18 protein-coding genes are annotated in these 19,526 nt (G+C 55.0%); 6 read left to right on the forward strand and 12 right to left on the reverse strand.

Translation table 11 applies throughout. From position 1 onward, the window contains the following. Positions 1-28 precede the first annotated feature (28 nt). Positions 29-1,252 (reverse strand): molybdopterin molybdotransferase MoeA, encoded by a 1,224-nt coding sequence (locus SH248x_RS21660; protein ID WP_459556416.1) that lies wholly within the window; start codon positions 1,250-1,252, stop codon positions 29-31. A 279-nt stretch (positions 1,253-1,531) separates the two neighbouring features. On the opposite strand from SH248x_RS21660, the gene SH248x_RS21665 reads away from it, so the two are divergent. Further along, positions 1,532-2,623 (forward strand): virulence RhuM family protein, encoded by a 1,092-nt coding sequence (locus tag SH248x_RS21665; RefSeq protein ID WP_459556417.1) that lies wholly within the window; start codon positions 1,532-1,534, stop codon positions 2,621-2,623. Between the two features lie 76 nt (positions 2,624-2,699). Then, complete coding sequence (locus SH248x_RS21670; protein ID WP_459556418.1) at positions 2,700-3,698, forward strand: DUF4268 domain-containing protein; 999 nt, start codon at positions 2,700-2,702, stop codon at positions 3,696-3,698. Between the two features lie 425 nt (positions 3,699-4,123). Here SH248x_RS21670 and SH248x_RS21675 read toward each other — a convergent pair whose 3' ends face one another. Next, positions 4,124-5,497 carry a DUF1552 domain-containing protein gene (locus SH248x_RS21675; protein ID WP_459556419.1) on the reverse strand — a complete coding sequence of 458 codons (1,374 nt, stop codon included), beginning with the start codon at positions 5,495-5,497 and terminating at the stop codon, positions 4,124-4,126. A gap of 2 nt (positions 5,498-5,499) precedes the next feature. Then, on the reverse strand, positions 5,500-7,758 hold the full coding sequence (locus SH248x_RS21680) for a DUF1592 domain-containing protein (protein WP_459556420.1): 2,259 nt from the start codon (positions 7,756-7,758) through the stop codon (positions 5,500-5,502). A 281-nt stretch (positions 7,759-8,039) separates the two neighbouring features. Between SH248x_RS21680 and SH248x_RS21685 the strand changes: the two genes are divergently transcribed. The 4 genes from SH248x_RS21685 (at position 8,040) to SH248x_RS21700 (ending at position 12,521) form a co-directional block, all read left to right on the forward strand. Next, the gene (locus tag SH248x_RS21685) at positions 8,040-8,303 is read left to right on the forward strand and encodes a hypothetical protein (protein WP_459556421.1); all 264 of its coding nucleotides are present in this window, start codon (positions 8,040-8,042) and stop codon (positions 8,301-8,303) included. A gap of 148 nt (positions 8,304-8,451) precedes the next feature. After that, entirely contained in the window at positions 8,452-8,829 is a 378-nt protein-coding gene (locus SH248x_RS21690) for a hypothetical protein (protein WP_459556422.1), read from the forward strand. A gap of 495 nt (positions 8,830-9,324) precedes the next feature. Then, positions 9,325-11,034, forward strand: coding sequence for an ATP-binding protein (locus tag SH248x_RS21695; protein ID WP_459556423.1), 1,710 nt, complete (start codon positions 9,325-9,327; stop codon positions 11,032-11,034). A gap of 35 nt (positions 11,035-11,069) precedes the next feature. Beyond that, the gene (locus SH248x_RS21700) at positions 11,070-12,521 is read left to right on the forward strand and encodes a sulfatase family protein (protein ID WP_459556424.1); all 1,452 of its coding nucleotides are present in this window, start codon (positions 11,070-11,072) and stop codon (positions 12,519-12,521) included. Positions 12,522-12,627: 106 nt separating this feature from the next. On the opposite strand, the gene SH248x_RS21705 is transcribed toward SH248x_RS21700, so the two are convergent. The 9 genes from SH248x_RS21705 to SH248x_RS21745 all read right to left on the reverse strand — a co-directional run bounded on the left by SH248x_RS21705 (position 12,628) and on the right by SH248x_RS21745 (position 19,382). Continuing rightward, complete coding sequence (locus SH248x_RS21705; RefSeq protein WP_459556425.1) at positions 12,628-13,170, reverse strand: SMI1/KNR4 family protein; 543 nt, start codon at positions 13,168-13,170, stop codon at positions 12,628-12,630. A gap of 63 nt (positions 13,171-13,233) precedes the next feature. Then, the gene (locus SH248x_RS21710) at positions 13,234-14,406 is read right to left on the reverse strand and encodes an aminotransferase class V-fold PLP-dependent enzyme (RefSeq protein WP_459556426.1); all 1,173 of its coding nucleotides are present in this window, start codon (positions 14,404-14,406) and stop codon (positions 13,234-13,236) included. A 199-nt stretch (positions 14,407-14,605) separates the two neighbouring features. Continuing rightward, a complete protein-coding gene (moaA, locus tag SH248x_RS21715) occupies positions 14,606-15,607 on the reverse strand; it encodes a GTP 3',8-cyclase MoaA (RefSeq protein ID WP_459556427.1) in 1,002 nt (333 codons plus the stop codon). Beyond that, positions 15,604-16,056 carry a molybdenum cofactor biosynthesis protein MoaE gene (locus SH248x_RS21720; protein ID WP_459556428.1) on the reverse strand — a complete coding sequence of 151 codons (453 nt, stop codon included), beginning with the start codon at positions 16,054-16,056 and terminating at the stop codon, positions 15,604-15,606. The genes moaA and SH248x_RS21720 overlap by 4 nt, the downstream gene beginning before the upstream one ends. Before the next feature lie 225 nt (positions 16,057-16,281). Beyond that, positions 16,282-16,605, reverse strand: coding sequence for a hypothetical protein (locus SH248x_RS21725; protein WP_459556429.1), 324 nt, complete (start codon positions 16,603-16,605; stop codon positions 16,282-16,284). Between the two features lie 357 nt (positions 16,606-16,962). Further along, positions 16,963-17,127, reverse strand: a complete 165-nt coding sequence (locus SH248x_RS21730) for a hypothetical protein (RefSeq protein ID WP_459556430.1) — start codon at positions 17,125-17,127, stop codon at positions 16,963-16,965. Between the two features lie 121 nt (positions 17,128-17,248). Further along, positions 17,249-17,575, reverse strand: a complete 327-nt coding sequence (locus SH248x_RS21735; RefSeq protein ID WP_459556431.1) for a hypothetical protein — start codon at positions 17,573-17,575, stop codon at positions 17,249-17,251. 156 nt (positions 17,576-17,731) lie between these two features. Further along, positions 17,732-18,058: a hypothetical protein gene (locus SH248x_RS21740; RefSeq protein ID WP_459556432.1), complete on the reverse strand. Its 327-nt coding sequence runs from the start codon at positions 18,056-18,058 to the stop codon at positions 17,732-17,734. Between the two features lie 448 nt (positions 18,059-18,506). Continuing rightward, a complete protein-coding gene (locus SH248x_RS21745; protein WP_459556433.1) occupies positions 18,507-19,382 on the reverse strand; it encodes a hypothetical protein in 876 nt (291 codons plus the stop codon). Positions 19,383-19,526 lie beyond the last annotated feature (144 nt).

Here is a 19,526-nt window from a genome sequence, read left to right on the forward strand (position 1 = left end):
AGACAGGGGGTTTACACCCCCCGCTCGCCTAAGAGAGCCACGCGTGGACTTGCACCTGGCTGCCGACCGGGTAGTGAGCAGTCCCTGCGGGGAATGCGATCGTGCAGTTGGCAGCAATCGTCGCCGACAAGTCGGACGAGCCTTTCCATGGGACCGTCTGAACCTCCGGGCCGGTGGCGGTCCATTCAAGACTCGCAGGATGATAGGTCGGGCGGTCCCCATGATGAGAAGCGTCGGACTTGAGCGTCGCAGTGATCATCGGAAGCGGAAACCCCGGAAGCCCCATCAGCTTCTCAATCGTCGGACGGACAAACAGTTCGAAACAGACCAATGAGCTGACAGGATTCCCCGGTAGCCCAAAGACATAACAGGTGTTGCCGTTGTTGGGATGATTATAGACACCAAACCAGAGCGGCTTACCTGGCTTGAGCTGGATTTTATGAAAGACCTCCGTCACACCAAGGGCCTTCAGCGTCGGCGGCACGAGGTCGAAGTCCCCCGCAGAAACGCCGCCGGTGAGAAGCAGGACATCAGACTGCAACCCCGATTTGATCGCCGCTGTCAGTTGAGCCTGTTGATCTCGGGCAATCCCTAAAGCAACAGGAACCCCGCCAGCTTGCCACGCTTGCGCACACAGCATCACCTCATTCGAATTCCGGATCTGAGTCACGCCCGGCGTTTGATCATACGCCACCAGTTCGTCCCCCGTTGCCAGAATCGCCACCGTCGGACGTCGTCTCACAGAAACATTCGCGATCCCGAATTCCGCCAGCGCACCGATATGCTGCGCAAGAAGCTTCGTCCCTGCCCTCAACAGAGGCTGACCGGCTTGCTTATTGGACCCTTGTAGAATGACGTTAAGGTTCGGCCGAACCGACAGATCGGGGAAAGTCACCACATTCGTCGATGGGTCATGATTCGACTGCTCAATCGGAATGACCATGTCCACTCCCGCAGGGATCGCAGCCCCGGTCATGATACGAACCGCCTCATCTGCGTCCGCTACCGGCGATCCCATCGTCCCCGCCGCGATCAACTGCGTCACGCGAAAGCCCCGCCGCCCACTCATGTACGACGCGTAAGACAGCCCAAACCCATCCATCATCGACTTCGCAAACGGCGGCGAATCATGCGGCGTCACGATGTCAGCGGCCAGGGTAAAGCCAAGGCCACTGGTGAGAGAGACATGATCCGCCACAAATGGATCGACATGGGCATTGATGGCATCGTGAGCTTGTTGGATAGTGAGCATAGAACTGTCTCTCATGAGAATTCTTGTTTCGACTGGAGAGACGATGTTATCAACTGGTGAATGGACCCTAAAGGAGGATGGGGATTGAACCAAACCTGGCAACTCGGACACAAAACAGCTTTGCATCGACAAGCGACTTCGATTCATTTGCCCTGTTAGTGATTCCACGGTAATCTGTGAACCTGAACAGAATGCTACTTCAAGTTATCTCGGCAACGCCTCACAGAGACACCAGACGCCACCCATCTGCTCCCCAATTTCGCGGTGTAAGGACCTCCCTTGAGCGAACTCATTCCAACGCCAGACAACCAACCTCCTTCGGGACAGGTTCTCATCTATGAGGATGGCTCGACGAACCTGCGCGTCCTTCTTGAGGGCAATACGGTTTGGTTGACGCAGAAGCTGTTAGCCGAACTTTACCAAGTGTCTGTCAAAACCGTAAATGAGCATCTCATCAACATTTACGATGAGGAAGAAATTGACCCTATTCCAACTATCCGGAAATTCCGGATAGTTCAATCTGAAGGCTCGCGCCAAGTCTCTCGACTGATCGACCATTACAATCTCGAAGCGATCCTCGCAGTTGGTTACCGGGTTCGTTCTCCTGTTGGAACTCGCTTACGCCAATGGGCGACCTCTCGACTGTCGGAACTTCTCGTCAAAGGGTTCACGATGGACGATGAACGCCTCAAAGCAGGGCGTAGCATCGGCGAGGATTACTTTGAAGAACTCCTCGCGCGCATCCGCGATATCCGCAGCAGTGAGCGACGCTTCTATCAGAAGATCACTGACATTTATGCGACGAGCATTGACTACAAGAACGACGCCCAGTTGACCCAGGAGTTCTTTGCGACCGTTCAGAACAAACTCGAATGGGCCATCACCGGGATGACGGCTGCCGAGATCATCAAGCAGCGAGCCAATGCGGCTCTTCCTCACATGGGGCTGGCCACCTGGAAAAACGCACCTGATGGCGCCGTTCGTAAAGCGGATGTCACCATCGCCAAAAACTATCTTACTGAGGATGAACTCAGTCAGCTCAATCGAATCGTCACGATGTACCTGGACTTCGCTGAAGATCAGGCTCGACGAAAAAAGACGATGACAATGGCCCAATGGCTCAGCAAACTCGACGCCTTCCTGGAATTCAACGACCGGGCTGTTCTCAATCACGCAGGTAAGATCCAGAAGAAAGTGGCAGACCGCCTCGCGGAATCTGAGTTCGAAAAATACCAGATCGAACAACGACACATCGCTGCGACAACGCCGACGAGTGATTTTGATCATTTCGTCGAGCAGGCAAAACGCATAGATAAAATACTGCCTCCAGAAAAAGCGAAGAAGTCACCCCGGAGGAAGGGGAATCAGTGATCACCTCAATTTCCATAACGGGAAATCACACGATCTTTATTCGTTTTAAGCTATACCAACCCATGAAAAGCCTTCTATGACAACACCATCCCTCGGTCGCCTCGAAAAAGTCGACCTCCGTACGACTTGGCTCAGCGAGTCTAGCAGTTTTACTCCCTGGTTAGCTCAGGATACGAACATCGCATTGCTAAGTGATACAATTGGCATTGATCTTGAGGTTGAGGCCCAGGAAAAAAACGTCGGTCCTTTTCGTGCTGATATTCTTTGTAAGGATCTGGCTACAGAAACATGGGTACTCATTGAGAATCAGCTTGAAAGGACAGACCATTCTCATCTTGGTCAATTGATTACGTACGCTTCAGGACTTGAAGCAGTCACAATCGTCTGGATTGCAGCGCGCTTTACTGATGAGCATCGAGCAGCGCTTGATTGGTTAAATAATCATACGACAGAAGGCCTCAATTTTTTCGGACTTGAAGTTGAGCTTTGGAGAATCGGAAACTCACTTGCAGCTCCAAAATTTAATGTAGTTAGTTCTCCCAATGATTGGACAGCTCAAGTCTCAAAGGGTGTTCGTAGCGTTGAAATCACGAGCCAGTCTCCAGCAAGAGATCTGCAATATAGATTTTGGTCTGGTTTTCACGACTATTGTAAAAACAATCAATGCCTGTTCCGCCCAACTAAACCTCAGCGTCAGCATTGGATGGCTTTGGCAATCGGACGATCTGGTTTTAATATATCAGCAGTTGCATCACTCTCCACATCACAGAAAAACTCGGTTGGCCCAAATGAATTGCGAGCAGAACTTGTCGTGCTGAATGAAAACTCACAAGCCTTTTTCAGTTTGCTTCGCGCCAGTGAAGCTGATATTCAATCGCAGAGTATTAATCAATTGATTTGGCATAGGGAAGACGGAGTTCGAATGTGCAGAATCTACTATGTTTGTGACGCAAATCTTGCAGAGGAGACCAATTGGTTATCATATTTTGAATGGCTTCGGATTCATTTAAACGATATCCATCTGATTTTCTCAGGCAGGGTAAAGTCACTATTACTAGATGATGAAAACGAATAGGACATCAGCTTTCGGAATGAAACGAGCGTGAATAAATTCATATTCAATCCGAAGCCGGGAGGGCGAACCTCCGTGTGAGCCGCTTCTTTGCGTTGCGAAATCTAAGCTGTGAGTTGGACTTCGATGGCCTCGACGTTTTCGAGTTCCGGCACATCGTTCAACGACGATTTGCTTCTGAACCGTTGCAACGCCGGACAGCGGCTCGGACGGAGCCTCGCCCTCCCGGTGGTTGAGCAGGGAACACCTAACTCTTGAAGGGACATCTGGTGCGTTTCCCGATCAGACGCAATCTTCTAATTCCTTGTAGGGTGCTGGTGAGGCTTTGCGAACCGCACCAATTGTGCGAATGAATGTCGTTTTGGTGCGGTTCGAAGACTCACCAGCACCCTACATTTCGCGCAAAACATCAATTAGAAGACTCGCTCTCAGCTCAACCCCTCCAGCCGACCCGTGCTGTCGCCGAAGTGGGCGAGGGTGACGCCCATGCGGTCCATCATGGACAGATAGAGGTTGCACAGTGGCGTCTGTTTCGGGGCAATGATCCGTCGACCCGACTTGATCGTCCCGGCTCCCCGGCCTGCCAGCAGCAGGGGGAGGTTTTCGTGCTCGTGGCTGTTCCCTTCACGGATGGTCGAGCCGTACAGGAGCATGCTGTTGTCGAGCAGCGTCGTGCCAGGAGTTTCCTGCAATGCTTTCATCCGTTCGACGACGTAAGCGAACTCGCCGATGTGCCAGCCGACGATCTTCTGATAGGCCGCGAGTTTGTCGTCCTTCCGCTCGTGGTGAGAGATCGAGTGGAAGCCGCTTTCGACCCCTTCCAGGAAGCTGAAGTGTCGGTTCGACTGGGCGTTGCCGAGCATGAACGTCGCGACGCGGGTCGTATCCGTCCAGAACGCCAGCACGAGGATATCGAGCATCAGACGCATGTGTTCCTGATGGCTCTTGGGAATCCCCGGAGCCGGGCGGTTGAGGTCGAAACGCTGATCGTTGACCCAGCGAGGCTGTGGCTTCGAGGTCGATTCAATGCGTCGTTCGATATCGCGGACCGATTCCATGTACTCATCGATCTTGGTCCGGTCGTTCAGCGAGACCTTGCGTTTGACCGAGCTGGCATGTTCGTTGACGAGGTCAAGGACGCTGACGCGGTCGTTCATGACGCTGTTGACGATCGCTTCTCGCCGTGGATCAAGACCGGAAACCAGCGGCTTCGATGGGCTGTTCCGGAACAGGCGGTCGAACGCGAGTTGAGGGATGATCTCCTTGGGGACCGGCGTATTCGGGTCGCGCCAGGCAATGTGACACCCATAGATCCGCGCAAACCCGCCGCCGACGTTATCAACGCCGCTGTACGGCTCATCGACGCCCAGTTCCAGCGAAGGCAGCGATGTCTTGTGCCCGATCTCGCGAGCAAGAACTTGATCGCAGCTGGTGCCCCCGGTATCAATATCCTGTCCCGAGGTCCGCACGACAAATCCGCCCGACAGAAACGCCGGCACCTTCGGCCAGTGACCGTTGCGCCCGGCGGTCTTTTCGTTCCACAGGTTTTCAACGATCATGAACTCGTTTTTATGCGGCTCCAAAGGCTTCAGCAGCGGCGTGATCTCATACTCTTCGCTGGTCCCTTTCGGAGTAAAATTTTCCGGCCAGACGCCGTTGGGGACGAAGAAGAACGCCGTCCGCAGCGGAGGATTCGTCAGACGGGCCGGGCCGATCGCGGGGGCCATCGCTTCCAGCCAGGGGAGCGCGAGAGCAGCGCCGACACCTTTGAGCATCGTGCGTCGAGAGATCGGTTTAAACATGGTTATTCTCCGTTGACGATTTGACGACATTGAAACTGATCCGACAGCACGACCATCTTCAACAGATGACGAGCCGAGAAATTCTTCTCTGCCAGTTCGATCGACATGCGCTCGATCGTTCCCTGATCCTTGTCGACCAGGCTTCGACCGATGGCGTAGCCGAGCATTTTCGCAGCGATTGTGCGGGCGAATTCGTCGTTGTGTTCGACGAGGATCACCTTCATTTCTGCCAGACCGTTGAAGGCTCGACCATCCGCCATGACGCCGCTGGCATCGACAGGCTGACCTTCCTCTTCCTCGCGGTATCGTCCCAGAACATCGAAATGCTCCAGTCCAAAACCGATCGGGTCGATCAGATTGTGGCAGGCCGCGCAACTCGCCTGAGCGCGATGAGCTTCGAGGCGTTGGCGCTGCGTCAATTTCTCATTTTTCTTGGGCTTCTTGAGCGCCGGGACATCCGGCGGCGGTGGAGGAACGCGAGTCCCGAGGACCGTTTCCAGTACCCAGGCCCCACGCAGGACAGGACTCGTTTGATCCGGATGCGACGTTAAAAGATGAACCCCCGACATCCCCAGCAGCCCGCCACGCTTGCCATCATCAAATCGATGTTTATGAAACTCTTTGCCTTTGACACCCTCGATGCCGTAATGCTTCGCGAGACGTTCATTGATGAAGCTGTAATCTGCGGAAACGAGGTCCAGAAGATTGCCATCGTTCTCCATCAAATAGCGAAACAGCTCAATCGGTTCCTGTCTCATCCCATGATAGAGTTCTGCATCGAACTGCTTCGCGAACTTCTCCGTGCTGGGCACGACCCGCTCACCGACTTCTTGGGTGCCCAGCCATTGACTGACGAAGTGTCGATAGAAGGCTTCCGACTTGGGATCCGCCAGCATGCGATCGACTTGCTTGAGCACCTCTTCATCGGTCTTTAAGTGACCTTGATCAGCGGCTGCGAACAACTCCTCATCCGGCATGCTGGCCCACAGGAAATAAGACAGACGCGTCGCAAGTTCATGCGGCGACATCGGCTCGATGGCGTCACTCTTCGCCAGAGATTCCACACGAAACAGAAAGTTCGGCGAAACGAGCACCCCTTCCATGGCCAGTTTGAGGGACGACTCAAAGACCTCTCCCCGACTGCTGGCCCGATCATAAAGGGCCAGATACCCTGCGACTTCCTCATCGGTCGCAGGACGACGAAACGCTCGACGGACAAACCGCGTCAGGATCGCCCGAGCGGCTTCTCGAGAACGGGGTTGCGTATCGCCACGAGTCGACATCAATCGTTCATGAAACGCCAGTCGTTCCTTGGAATGCTCTTTGCGTTTCTGCTCAATCTTGACCGACACCAGCGTCGCATCCGCTGCGGAATCGACGGAAACAACATGCCACCCACGAGCCAGCTTGAGTTCCGACGTCAGTGTGATTTTCTCGCTCTGCGGAACATCATCTGCCTTGAAACGCTTCGCCGACAAGTCATCAACGAAGATTGTGACTTCGCCTCTCGCCGTGTCAGCAATCTGCATCGCCAGTTCGACAGTGTAGTCACTTTCCTCGTAGACGTTCACAAGGACGCTGCCACGCTTGTCTTTGCGGAGGGAGATGCCCGCCTCGCTGAGTTGTTCTTCGGGGAAGAAATCGGCTCGACCCAGCGACAGTTTCAGCTCGGGCATAACGATGGTCGAGGAGATCGCTTTGTCAGCAGCATCCAGGTAACGCTCCAGCAGAATCGGCGGCAGGTACAGCGTCTCGCCGTTGTTATCAAAACCTTCGCCTCCCGAGCCATCGCGCGGGAAAACTTTGGAGAAGCCAAGGTTGGGGCCCAGCAGGTCGCGAATCGTGTTGTCATACTCGTGTCGATTCAACCGACGCACGACAACGCTCCCCGCGTAACGCGGTGCATCCATGGCCGTCTTTCGCAGATACTCATCGACCCAGCGAACAATCTCCAGCCGCTCCTGCTCGCTTGGCTGCTTCTCATCCGCAGGCGGCATGGTCCGATTTTCCAACTGCATAATGGCGTTGCGCCACATGCTCCGCTGATGCGAGATCTGCTCGGCGGTTGTTGCTTTCAGAAACGGGACATGATTCGCAGCATCCTCTGGATCATGACAGTCCGCACACAAGGTCACCAAAGCAGGTCGGATCTTCGTCTGGAACTCAGACAAGTCACTCGCTCGAACCACCGACGGCAGTAGAACCGACAACACCATCAGCGCAGCAGGCAATCTCTTCAAAGTGAACAGTGACAACATCATCAGGCAGGACTTTTCTCGGTCCTTCTCCCCCGGGGAGAAGGTGGCCGAGTCTTCGAGGTCGGATGAGGGATTGCTTCGATTTGAAGCTAAGTCCCCATAATGGTGGGTTTAAGTCAGGCAGGAATGTCCACTGTACCCTCACAAAACGCATCAATCAAGGACTTTCGATGCGACGAAAGCCATTCCGTCAGTCTGATAAGTCGAATTGCAAACTCTGCCTCACCCGGACTTTCTGCGATTCCGATACATTCCCTAACTCCTTGTGTGGAAACCGGATCGCCATGCGCCGCGTCGTCGCCTTCACTTTGATGCTTGCAGCCAGTGTTTTGCTGGACGGCTGTCGTTGTGTCCCGACGTATCAGGAACCCCAGGGATACAGTAGCACATACCATAAAGCATTACGCAGATTCGAGATGCATCATCAGGCCGAGATGATGGCGACTCCCATGACGAGTTACCCGTCTGCTCCCTTGGGGCCGCCCTGCCCGCCCCTGCCCCCGCTGCCGATGAGCGTCCCGGCTCCTGCACCCGCGCCAGCCCCGTAAGTCCTTTTCTGTAAAAAAGTTGCGGCTGATCGCTACTATTCCCGGATCTGCTTTTGACACGATGGGATGAAGCCGATACCCTGCCGCCCGCGCTTGTCATCCTGCCTGCCCCTCGTTCCCGCCTCACAACGCCCCCAAGGCTCTTCCTATGTCGACGACTCTGACCACTTCTCGAAATGTCTGGATCTGCGACCAACATGCCGATACCTCGAACGTCCTCAGAGCCCTCTACGAGCCACGAGGCGCCCAGGTCCGCCAGATTCAGACCGTCCGACAAATCGAGCAGCCCGCGTTCGAGGACCAGCCCGATCTGATTATCCTGAATGTCTCCTCGCAGCATCCGATTGCATCCGCTGTCGAGATGAAATACCAGTCGGTCCCCCGCATCGTCATCGGTCGCGCACCTGCAACACCGAATCCGGTCATTGACAAATCAGCCTGCGACGATTCCCCCCTCGACTCCCTGTTTCAATACAAAGACCTGATCGGCCGCGTCGATTCGATTCTGAGTGAACTCGAAGACTAAAAAGCTTCCGACATCAGAAAAAAACAACCACAGATGAACACAGATTGACACAGATAAGAAAGATAAGGACCAGTACCATTCTCTCCTCTCATCTGCGTCCATCTGCGTTTATCTGCGGTTCAAATCTCCTCCCTCGATCCGTGTCCATCCGTGGTGCACTTTTCAGGATCGACACTGAAGAGAAAACAGATTGCACGGCGTGCCCTTTCTTTTCCCACGGGTTTTAGCGTTCCGGGTGGGATATGATTTGTCGAAAGTAAACGTCGCAAGTATGCTGAGATCTGCGACAAGCGTCGATCGCGCCAGGTGGAGTTGATCGTTGACGGCTGACCAGACAATCAGCTTTCCATGTTCCAGCGGTTGCACACGACGAGTCGCGATCCCCCCTCCGGAGAGCAGCGGCTATCCGTCCCACCACTGTTTTCGTGCCCATACTGACTTCATGCCAATAGGGTCATCATCCAACAGGCTGATACCCGCCAGGAGCAACCGACCGTGCCCAAGGCGACGATGCTCGTCATTCATGGCGTCGATCAGGGTCTGAGATTCGTCATCGAATCAGACTCCGTCGGCATCGGTCGTGGCATTCAAAACGCCATCCGCGTGCTCGATACCGAAGTCTCCCGCGCCCATGCGACGATGAAGTTCGAAGCCGGCCACTGGACGATCACCGACAACGCCTCAGCCAACGGAACGTTCGTCAATAATAAGCCCGTGAAGACAGCCCGCCTGGAAAATGGCGACCAGGTTCAAGTCGGACGCAGCGTCCTCGTGTTCCAGTCGAAGAGTGTCGACGACACGATCTCCCAGGCATCCGAACGCGTCAAATTCATGTCGCTGGAAACAGGCGACGAATCACAGATCGTCTCGCAGGTCAGTCCCCGTCGCGATATCAAGATCCACATCGGCAAAGGGCTCGGCGAACCTCTCCCGACCTCCCCCGATTCCCTGCTCAACCTGCAACTGCTCTACGAAATCTCCGAAGCCTCCGTCCAGTCATCCTTGTCGTTGCAACAACTACTGCAGCGGATTCTCGATAAGATCCTGCAGGTCATCGCAGGCGATCGTGGCTGCATTCTGATTGGCGATCCGGGGTCCGAAGAAGTCAAACCATCGGTCTTCAGCGACCGCGGCGGCGGGCATGATGCCTCGCAGATGCCTCTCTCTCGGACGATCATCGATTATGTCATTCGCACCAGACAAGGGGTCCGGACAACCGATGCTCGTCACGATCAGCGATTTGAAACCGGCAACTCGATCCTGCAAGCAGGGATCTCGGAAGCCCTGTGTGTGCCGATCATCGGACGCTCGGGACTGAGTGGCATCATCTATGTCGACATCACCAGCCAGGCCAGTCACATCCGCATCGATGACAGCAACCTCGGCCGGTTCCGTGATGAACAGCTTCGCGTACTTCTGGCGATCGGCCGACAAGTCGCGCTCGCGATCGAGAATCACCGCTTCCAGGGATCCCTCGTCCAGGCAGAACGACTGGCTGCCATCGGCCAGACCATCGCAACGCTCAGTCACCACATCAAGAACATCCTGCAGGGAGTCCGTGGCGGGAGTTACCTCATCGACCGTGGCCTCGCTCAGGAAGATCAGAATCTGATCGTCCAAGGCTGGAAGATCGTCGAGAAAAACCAGGATCGCATCTATCACCTCGTCCTCGACATGCTCACCTTCAGCAAAGAGCGTCAACCACAACTGACCCCCGGCAACTGGAACACCATCATCGGCGACGTCATCGAACTGATGAATACACGCGCCCAGGAGTTCGACGTTCAACTCGAATTCAACCCCGCCAACAACCTGCCCGAATCGGTCTTCGACAGCGAAGGCATTCACCAGGCCGTCTTGAACATCGTCACCAATGCCATCGATGCGGCTCGTGAAGTCGAGAACGGCAAAGTCATCGTGACAACGTCCTACGACCTGCCACGCAACCGCCTCGTCGCCGAGGTCACAGACAACGGTCCCGGTATCCCTGAGGAGATGAAAACCAAGCTCTTCAACATCTTCGAATCGACCAAAGGGACCAGCGGCACTGGTCTGGGGCTCGCCGTCAGCAAAAAAATCTTCCGCGAACACGACGGCGAAATCAACGTCTTCAGCCACCCGGGACGAACGACCTTCAAGCTCGATATCCCGTACATCCACCCCGAGCTTCTCAACAACGCGACGCAGATGTTGAATAAGCCGTAGGGAACACGCTCATTCCACGACTCGCAGGACACGCCATGCTCCAGGCCATCCAGTTTGCGGTTCTCCTCATTGCAATCCTCGCTCTGAGACCAATCTCCGCCGATGCTGCCCCGCCGAACATCGTGCTGATTCTTGCGGACGATCTGGGACAGGGGGACGTGGGCTGCTACAACCCGAACTCGAAAATCCCGACCCCGCATCTTGATCAGCTGGCGCGAGAGGGGATGCGGTTCACGGATGCGCATTCGCCGTCGTCGGTCTGTACTCCCACTCGTTATGCACTGCTGACAGGCACCTATGCGTGGCGGTCTCGCTTGAAGAAGGGTGTCCTCAATGGCTATGACCGCCTGCTCATTGAACCTGAAAGGACAACGATTGCCCAAATCCTGCAGAAAGCTGGCTACCGAACGGCCTGTATCGGGAAATGGCATCTGGGGCTTCAGGCCTACGACGAATCCCGACCCAAGGCTCAGACCACTTTTGAGAAAGCATTGACCCCTGGCCCGAACAGCGTTGGCTTCCAGGAATTCTTCGGCATTGCCGCCTCGCTCGACATGCCCCCGTATGTGTTCATTCGCAATGAACGCCTGACCGCCCCCTTGAACTCGACGATCAACGGCAGCAAGGCGAAGCGTGATGGTGGCGAAGGCTACTGGCGCGAAGGAACGCTTGCAGAAGGCTTCACGCACATCAATGTTCTCCCAGAGCTGACTCGCGAATCGCTGGCTTATCTGGATCGACAGTCGAAAGACCAGCCGTTCTTTCTCTACGTCCCTTTGACCTCCCCTCACACTCCCTGGCTGGCAACTCCCGAATGGGAAGGAAAGTCAAAAGCAGGCCCCTATGGTGATTTCGTCGCAATGACCGACGACGCGATCGGCCAAATCCTCGGACGTCTCAAACAAATCGGCCTCGAGGAAAACACACTCGTTATCGTCACCAGCGATAATGGCGCATACTGGAGACCGGTGGATATCAAGCAATATGATCACGACGGTGCCAACGGAAGACGCGGGCAGAAAGCAGATATCCACGAAGGCGGACACCGCATCCCCCTCATCGCGAAATGGCCAGGCGTGATCGCCGCGAATTCAAGTTCCGACCAGACCGTCTGCCTGACAGACCTTTATGCCACGCTGGCGAAAGTCGCTGGTCTCAATGATGTTGCAACGCCAAGAGACAGCGTGAGCCTGCTGACAGTCTTGAACGGAACCGCAGAAGGTCCTGTCCGCGACACAACGATACATCATTCCATCGACGGCATGTTCGCCATCCGCCACGGCGACTGGAAGCTGATCGCCGGCTTAGGATCAGGAGGATTCACAGCTCCCAAGCGAGTTGAACCCAAACCAGGAGAAGCAACCGGCCAGCTCTACAATCTCAAAGAAGATCCCGCAGAAACGGTCAACCTGTGGACCGAGCGGCCGGAGATCGTGCTGGAACTGTCAGAGAAGTTGAAGCGGATTCGCGGTGGAGACGAATCATAATTGATAAATCATCAAACCGCATGATATTTCCATTCACCGGCACAACTGCAAATACGAGTTGAAATCGTCTGGTGGAATTGCAGTCATCGCCAATTTCCAGTCTCCCTCAGCTCTCCTTTTTCTTTCGCCCGAAGATAGTCGTCTTCTGCCCATTGAACGGGTTGACGATTTCCTGTGAGACTTGCTCAACGTGATCAGAGCTGAGTCCTGGAACGCCTTCAATCCACTGACGAAAGAAATCTTCCAGACCGCGGCGCTGAGGGAAGCATTCCGCTTCTTCGCATGTGTAAATCGCGTACTCGGGGTCCAGGCAATCGACGCATGCGAACATTGCAGAGCCGAATTCACAGAACGGCAACATCCCCTTATCCCACTTCAATTCGGGATCGTTCTCATAGACTCGGTAGGTGGAGACCAGATCGCCGAAGTCCGATTGAGAACCACCCGCTCCAATTCCAATCACCCCATACCCAGGCCCGAACCCCCCATTGCGAAACTGAGTCAGGCATGTCTTCAAAAAGGGAGGCAATCCAAATCCCAGCTCCGTCTCAGTCTGCTCGATCAAATGAGAAGTGACCGGTGCGTAACGGGAGGTGTCTTTGGTTTTGTTTGAGTGATTAATCACAGCTTGGAGAAGATCAGTTTGCATGGACTTTCTACCTGTTTTGACATTGGTGAATGAATAATTGAAGCCTTATGAATCAGCTGGAACTTAAGCTGATGTCACAATCCTCTTCATCGCATCCACAAACCGCACCACATCCTCTTCCGTCGTCGTATTTCCGAAGCTGACTCGTAACATCCCCCCCGTCGCGAGGGTGCCGACGAATTCGTGGGCCTTCGGGGCGCAGTGCAGACCGGCTCGGACTTGGATGCTGAAGGAATCGTCGAGGATGGTCGCGAGGATGTCCGGTTCAAAGCCTTCGACGATCAGGCTGAGGACGCCGACCCGTTCGGTGGCGGGGACGTCGGGATAGGCGAGAGACAGGCCTTCGATTTCGAGGAGGCGGTCGATGGCGAGTTGCGTCAGTTTCGCCGTTTTGGACTGGACGGCTTCTACACCTTCCTTCAGCAGAAACTCAGCGGCAGCCCCCAGGCCGACGATGCCGGGGACGTTGAGGCTGCCGGATTCGAAGCGGGCGGGCATCTCATCGGGGGCCAGCAGGTCTTCTGAGTTGGTGCCGGTGCCGCCGAGGCGGTAAGGAAGGACGTGTTGTTCCATCTCTTCGCGGACGTAAAGCAGGCCAGTGCCAAGAGGGCCGAGCAGGCCTTTGTGACCCGACATCGCGACGAAGTCGACCGCCATCGACGACAGAAACAGCGGCACATGCCCTGCCGTCTGGGCCGCGTCGATGAGGAAGAAGATATCCCGCTCCTGACAGAGGTCGCCGATGGCTTTAACATCCTGCAGAATGCCGGTGACGTTGGAGGCATGGGTGACACAGGCGAGGCGAGTTTCTTCCGTGATCGCAGCGTCGATGGCGGCGGGGGTGATGCGGCCGTTTTCATCAGGCTCGACCAGCGTGAATGAGATCGCGCCGAGTTCGTGTAACTGCGAGAGGGGACGCAGGACGGAGTTGTGTTCGAAGACTGTCGCGATGACGTGATCGCCCGGGCGAAGCAGGCCCTGGAAGATGAAGTTCAGGCTGTCGGTGCAGCTGTAAGTGAAGGCAAGTTGCTGGGGTTTGGTGACGCCGAGGAGTCTGGCGAGGGAGTTGCGGGACTGGTCGACGAGTCGGGCCGTGTCCTGGGCACGTCGGTAACCGCCACGACCGTAGGAGCCGCCGATCTCGCGGGAATAGGAGTCAACGGACTGGTAGACCGCTTCGGGTTTGGGCCAGCTCGTGGCGGCGTGGTCGAGGTAGAGGGGAGTCAACAGGGACACCGGTTTCTAAGAATCAGTTGGAAAACCTGAAAGAAAACATTTCACCACAAAGGCTCAAAGTACTCAAAGGTTCACAAAGAAGAAATCAGAATGATCTGAGTCAGATGTGAAATCACAGGATGCTCGTCTCCTGTCATTTCTTCGTGAGTCTTTGTGTTCTTGGTGCCTTTGTGGTGAATCTCCAAATGCAGATCAAAAATCACCCGCCGATGGAGTGCATTGCTCGGTCGGGGCGGATGAATTTGGCGGCGTTGATTTCGTGGCCTTCTTTTTTGTCCCAGATCGACTGACGGATGGCCATACGGATTTCGTCTTCGCTGGCGTTTCCTCGCAGGAGGGACTTGATGTCCGTTTCTTCGAGGGAAAACAGGCAGTTGCGGATCTTGCCGTCAGCGGTCAGACGGAAGCGATTACAACTCCCGCAAAACGGCTGTGAGACCGACGCGATGAACCCAATCCGTCCCACGCCATCGGCGAACTGATACTCGCTGGCGGGGGCATGGGGATCGTATTCGCCGACAGGCAGAAGCGGGCCGAACTCACGGGCCAGTTCGTCGATGATCTCGGACGCAAAAAGAACCTTGTCGCGTTCCCAGGCACGCTCGGCATCGAGAGGCATGAACTCGATGAATCGGATCTCCATGCCCGTTTCGCGCGCCAGATGACCGAAGGGGATGATCTCCGATTCGGTCATGCCGCGAATACTGACGGCATTGATCTTGATTTTCTCGAACCCGACGTCGCGCGCCGTCTTCAGACTCGCCATGACTTTTTCAAACCCTTCTCGTCGCGTGATCTGCTTGAACTTCACGGGATCGAGGGCATCCAGGCTGACGTTCAGCCGCCGCAAACCAGCTTGATAAAGTCGCTCGGCCTGGTCGGCGAGTAGGATGCCGTTGGTCGTCAGGCCGATGTCTTCGATACCATCAATCTCGCGCAATTGTTCGACGAGTACTTCGAGGTTCTGGCGGACAAGAGGTTCGCCGCCAGTCAGACGAATCTTTTTGACGCCCAATGAAACAGCGATTTTGACGAACCGCGTGATCTCTTCGAACGTGAGCAATTGAGGCTTGGGGAGAAACGTGACATTCTCCGCGGGCATGCAGTAAAAGCAGCGAATGTTGCAGCGGTCGGTCACGCTGATCCGCAGGTTGTCGTGGACTCGACCGAAGGTATCGACGAGCGGGAGATCGCGGATCATGAGCGGACTCCCTCAACGGACGGATGAACCCATTCGGTGGAGCCGTCGGCCCAGTTTTCTTTCTTCCAGATCGGGACCGTTTCTTTGATGCGGTCCATCAGCCAGCTGCAGGCCGCGAACGCTTCTTTGCGATGCCCACTGGCAACACAGATCGCGACAGCCGTCTCAGCAAGTTCGAGTCTGCCGAGGCGGTGAATGATCGCAATGTGGTTGACGCCAAAATCAGACATCGCCGCTTCCGCGAGTCGTTCGAGTTCCGCTTGAGCAAGTTCGCGGTGGCCGTCGTACTCCAGCCAAAGGGTTTGACGTCCGGTCGTCATCTCACGGACATTTCCCAGGAAGAGGACAATCGCTCCCGAATCTTTCGACGTCACTGCGTCGACGAGACGCTGTGAATCGATCACGTCGTCCGTCAGAGTGACTTCGATACTGGGAATTCCGGTGGTCATACCACGATTATAGAGGTCCCCACGCGCAAAAACAGACACAGTCCTGACGAATCAGGCCTGTGTCTGAAAATGGACCATCAAGCAATCGTATGCGATCTGTAGGGTCCGCTGTGCGGACCATCAATCGACATTCATTACCTGACCAGCTTTGGAACGTTTCTGAGAAGTTCCATCTTCTTATTCGTGACAACACGTATTACGGTCCGCACAGCGGACCCTACGAGATTAGTGCTTGGCGCCTTCGTAAACCGGTGCGTCACAGGTGATGCCGCACTGGTTGTTATCACATTCATCCTGTTCGTCCCAGAAAACCGAGCCGCGGGCATACGACTTGACTTGGCCGTTCCCCTTCTTGGCGGAGAACCCTGAGTACAGGAACGACTGATTGAGAGTTCCAACCGCATCGGCGACATCGTTGAGTTCAGCGACGACGGCGTGCTGAATTTCACTCAGTCCGACGACGAGTCCGACGACCAGCAGAGTCGCAATAAGGACCAGTTCTGCGGAGACGATGAATCCGCTCTGATCGAGGTAGAGATCTTTGAACATTTGATTTTCCTTGTGCATGCAAAAACATGCGTGCGTGCAGAGAGAGACCGCGCCTGCCATCTATCGGGCAGGCAGCGACTAGCAAAGCTCACCACACACTCCGCCGGCTGAAGCGGATGAACTCACAACACTTTGTTAAGGCACACGCGATACCGCCGTGCCCGCCAGTCGTGAGGAAGGAAGCAGATTGCGTTAAATAGGAGTCCGCGCAAGTTCTCGATGTCAATAGCTTTGCGACAGAATGAGCAGAGTCGCGAAATCGAGAAATTCAGCAAAAAGGAGAGCCATCCGCCTGTCAAGCAGCCTTTACGTTGCCGGCCGCGCGCCTTGACAGCATCATTGACGCCACATCCGACATCAATAGTTTTTCAAGACATCCAACTGGTTGACCAGATTTATCACGCTGAGCTGAAAAATCCCCTGCAGGCCGGCCATCAGAATCAGGACGACACCAAGGATCATCACCCCTTCCGAAACCCGGATCAGCCACAATGCCAGCAGTCCCAGAAACACAATCGCCATGGGAATTCCCCGTGAGTATGAACGCGGCAGTCGACACAACTCTTCGCAAGGAAAAGGTGGGATGGTCAACAACAACAACCACCCCACCATGTTCGCAATCCATTCAAATCGTCAACAACAATTAGAGCTTCGGGCCTTCGACGACGGGAGCGTCGCAAGACAGGGCACATTGGTTGTTGTCGCAGTCATCAGTCTGGTCAACGAAGATAGAACCACGGGTGTAAGCAGCAGTGCCTGCACCGAATGATTTGGCTTTGTTGAATCCGCTGAAGTAGTAGCTTTGGTTCAGTGAACCAACAGCGTCAGCGACGTCGTTGAGTTCAGAAACAACAGTGTGCTGAATCTCGCTCAGGCCAACGATCAGGCCAATAACGACGATCGTGGCAACCAGGACGAGTTCTGCAGAGACGATGAAACCGGCTTCGTCGTTTAACAGGGCAGAGAACATGTGGAAAACTTTCTGGAGTCTGAGCTTGTCTTGATGATAAAAGGTCCGCAGGGGATCGCGTCCCTGGAAAAGAAGAAAGGCGGTGACCGAGCGTTTTAAGGGCTCCATCACCGCCTGTTGAAATCAACATCAGCTAGCAGCTGAGGTCAGCTCAAATTAGAGCTTAGGACCTTCAACAACTGGAGCGTCGCAAGACAGAGCACATTGGTTGTTGTCGCAGTCGTCGGTTTGATCAGCGAAGATAGAACCGCGGGTGTATGACTTGAAGCCAGCACCGAAAGACTTAGCAGCAGAGAAACCAGAGAAGAAGTAGCTTTGGTTGAGTGATCCGATAGCATCGGCAACGTCGTTGAGTTCAGAAACGACAGCGTGTTGGATTTCGCTCAGGCCGACGATCAGACCGATAACAACGATAGTTGCAACCAGGACGAGTTCTGCAGAGACGATGAAACCGGCTTCGTCGTTGAGAAGAGCTGTGAACATGTGTTTGAACCTTTTTTTGAGAGAGACCGAGAGAACGGTGTGTATGTTTTGATTCCTGATGGCAGCGACACCGCAACACGTACTGTCAGGAATAAGAGAGAGAATCCAATGAGCAAACTGCAGGGATCCCGTTCCTGGTCATCCAGCGTCCTGGCGACCCGTTGACTCTGGCAGTCTGGTGAGCTGGAGAACTCGTTCAGTTGCCTGTCGAGAGAATCCTCGATGCACTGGCAATGCCACTTGGTCCAGTTTGATGCCGAAATGCAACGCGAAGCGCGCAAAAGAAAAGCCGCATCTCCCGAACTGGTCGGTAGATGCGGCTTCCAAAGCACATTTTGTTGACAGGACGAAACGTTGCGTGGACCCAGGTCAACATGTCGGGGCTGCTTTACAGGTCCTTAACAGTTCCTGCCAATGAACCGTGACAATCACCCCGATTTCCGACAGGTCAGGGAGACAGGATGCGATAATACCCCGTGCGATCCAGTGACTGGAACTGGCCTGGCCCGCCGTATCCACCCTGATAGTAGCCACCACCGTATCCGCCAAACCCGCCGGATTGCTCCACTCCACCCCAGGCATTCGGAGCAGGACGAGATCCCATCGGGGCGACCGGGTAAGGGAATTCGCTCTGAATTCCGCCCCAGCCGTAGGCGTGACCACAACCATTTTGACAGCCGTACCCCAAAGCTTTGCCACAGCCACATCGACTATGTTGACCGCAGCAGGTCGCCAGTGGTTGGACGTTCGGTTGAACGCAGTCGTTACAGCCGGCTTGTGGAAGCGGTGGGACGACGACATTCGTCTGAGATTCAGGAATCGGAACGATCACATTTGTCGTCTCGGGAACCGGAGCGACTTGGACGTCCGTCTTTTCTTCTTTCTGAATGACGGCGGTTTCTGGAGTACGCGGAACAAGGACCTCGGTCGTGACGTGGTCATCTTTCACATGTGCATTGTTTACAGTCGCCACAGGCGTGTTGACACAGTGGAAATGATCGCCATTGATCTCGCATTGATCAGCGTCACACTCATCTTTGAGATCGCGGAAACACGATCCCGCCGTTGCCGACTTGAGGTAACAGCCACAGTCTTTGTAGGCGTGCATGCCCTGGTAAAAATAGGACTGATTCAGTGACCCGATCGCTCCCGCGACGTCGTTCATCTCGGCGTTGACGCTTTGCTGCAAGGCGGTCAGGCCGACAATCAGGCCCACGACCAGCAGGCTGGTGAGGATGACCAGTTCTGCAGAAATGATGAATCCGCGGGTGTCGGTCCAGAGGTCGCGGCCCAGGGCCCAGACGTAGTGAATGCTCTTACTCATGATGTTCTCCAGTGCTTCGGAATCTGTGCTTCGGCTGTATTAGGAACAGGGGTCAACGAACGGGCTCTCTCAAAGCCGTTCGAATCGTTTTGCTCGGTCGCAGTTTCAGTCTGTGAATAATGGGCCCTCTGGAAAGACGGAACT

The organism is Lacunimicrobium album (genome assembly GCF_052161635.1).
GTDB lineage: Bacteria > Planctomycetota > Planctomycetia > Planctomycetales > Planctomycetaceae > SXPC01.

Excerpts from the sequence above, each read along its gene's own strand:
- SH248x_RS21660 (WP_459556416.1), bottom strand. The coding sequence starts at position 1,252 with ATGCTCACTATCCAACAAGCTCACGATGCCATCAATGCCCATGTCGAT.
- SH248x_RS21670 (WP_459556418.1), top strand. The coding sequence starts at position 2,700 with ATGACAACACCATCCCTCGGTCGCCTCGAAAAAGTCGACCTCCGTACG.
- SH248x_RS21675 (WP_459556419.1), bottom strand. The coding sequence starts at position 5,497 with ATGTTTAAACCGATCTCTCGACGCACGATGCTCAAAGGTGTCGGCGCT.
- SH248x_RS21680 (WP_459556420.1), bottom strand. The coding sequence starts at position 7,758 with ATGATGTTGTCACTGTTCACTTTGAAGAGATTGCCTGCTGCGCTGATG.
- SH248x_RS21685 (WP_459556421.1), top strand. The coding sequence starts at position 8,040 with ATGCGCCGCGTCGTCGCCTTCACTTTGATGCTTGCAGCCAGTGTTTTG.
- SH248x_RS21690 (WP_459556422.1), top strand. The coding sequence starts at position 8,452 with ATGTCGACGACTCTGACCACTTCTCGAAATGTCTGGATCTGCGACCAA.
- SH248x_RS21700 (WP_459556424.1), top strand. The coding sequence starts at position 11,070 with ATGCTCCAGGCCATCCAGTTTGCGGTTCTCCTCATTGCAATCCTCGCT.
- SH248x_RS21705 (WP_459556425.1), bottom strand. The coding sequence starts at position 13,170 with ATGCAAACTGATCTTCTCCAAGCTGTGATTAATCACTCAAACAAAACC.
- moaA (WP_459556427.1), bottom strand. The coding sequence starts at position 15,607 with ATGATCCGCGATCTCCCGCTCGTCGATACCTTCGGTCGAGTCCACGAC.
- SH248x_RS21720 (WP_459556428.1), bottom strand. The coding sequence starts at position 16,056 with ATGACCACCGGAATTCCCAGTATCGAAGTCACTCTGACGGACGACGTG.
- SH248x_RS21725 (WP_459556429.1), bottom strand. The coding sequence starts at position 16,605 with ATGTTCAAAGATCTCTACCTCGATCAGAGCGGATTCATCGTCTCCGCA.
- SH248x_RS21730 (WP_459556430.1), bottom strand. The coding sequence starts at position 17,127 with ATGGCGATTGTGTTTCTGGGACTGCTGGCATTGTGGCTGATCCGGGTT.
- SH248x_RS21735 (WP_459556431.1), bottom strand. The coding sequence starts at position 17,575 with ATGTTCTCTGCCCTGTTAAACGACGAAGCCGGTTTCATCGTCTCTGCA.
- SH248x_RS21740 (WP_459556432.1), bottom strand. The coding sequence starts at position 18,058 with ATGTTCACAGCTCTTCTCAACGACGAAGCCGGTTTCATCGTCTCTGCA.
- SH248x_RS21745 (WP_459556433.1), bottom strand. The coding sequence starts at position 19,382 with ATGAGTAAGAGCATTCACTACGTCTGGGCCCTGGGCCGCGACCTCTGG.